Origin of the sequence: Acidisphaera rubrifaciens HS-AP3, assembly GCF_000964365.1 — a bacterium.
GTDB classification, from domain to species: Bacteria; Pseudomonadota; Alphaproteobacteria; order Acetobacterales; family Acetobacteraceae; genus Acidisphaera; species Acidisphaera rubrifaciens.
Genome location: NZ_BANB01000836.1, coordinates 1 through 1,075, shown reverse-complemented (window position 1 = coordinate 1,075; position 1,075 = coordinate 1). Strand labels below are relative to the sequence as shown.

At 71.1% G+C, this 1,075-nt stretch carries 1 protein-coding gene; it reads right to left on the bottom strand.

What is annotated here, in order from left to right:
• Positions 1–30 precede the first annotated feature (30 nt).
• On the bottom strand, positions 31–1,075 hold a 1,045-nt coding region (locus tag B8460_RS18315), incomplete at its 5' end, for an AI-2E family transporter (RefSeq protein WP_048863061.1).

The window sequence follows — 1,075 nt, the reverse complement described above, 5'->3', positions numbered from 1 at the left end:
GGGCGAACGGCAGCGCCAGCTGTCGCGCCGTCACGCGCCCGCCCCGCCGCCGCCGGACCCCTCGGCCGGCGGATCGAGATAGAGCGGGCTGCCGAGATAGCGGCGCAGCCAGAACCGGCACAGCACGCCGATCGTCGCCGCCGCCGGCACCGCCAGCATGACGCCGAGGAAGCCGAACGCCGCCCCGCCCGCGAACAGGGCGAAGATCACCCACACCGCCGGCAGCTCTACCCGGTCGCCGAGGAAGCGGGGGTAGATGACGTACCCCTCCAGCACCTGCCCGAGCACCAGCACCACGATGACCTGGATCACCCCGCGCCAGTCCGGGAACTGCGCGATCGCCAGCCCGATCGACAGCACACCCCCGGTGATCGAGCCGACATAGGGGATGAACGACAGCAGCCCCGCCGACATGCCGACGATCAGCCCGAGATCGAGCCCGACGAAGGACAGCGCCCCCGCATAGTAAAGCGCCAGGATGACGCAGCACAGCGCCTGTCCGCGTATCCAGGCCGACAGGATGCGGTCCACCTCGCGCGCCTGCGCCCGCAGCACGCTGGCGTAGCGGCGCGGCAGCCAGCTATCGACGCGCGCAATCACCCGCGGCCAGTCGCGCAGCAGGTAGAACGCCACCACCGGCGTCACCACCGCGAGCGTCAGCACGTTGAACAGCGCGAAGCCGCCGCCGATCAGCCGGGTCAGGGTGGAGACGAGGAAGGACAGCATCGACCCCGCCTGGCTGCCCACCAGGTCGCGCAGCTTGTCGTCCACGAACTCCGATCCCAGCCGGTCCTGCAGATGCGCGATCAGCTCCCGCGCCCAGGATTGCAGCTGCGCCGCATAGGTCGGCACCCGCCCGATCAGCAGGCCGAGCTGTGCCAGGATCAGCGGATACAGCAGCAGCGCGAACAGCAGCGCGCTGGCGATCACCGCGACGATCAGCAGCAGCGCCGCGAGGCCGCGCGGCAGCCCCGCGCGCGCCATGTGCCGCGCCGGCGGGTCGAGGAAATAGGCGATCAGCGCCGCCATCACGAAGGGCAGCAGGATCGACGCGAACAGGTCGAGCGCCGCCCAA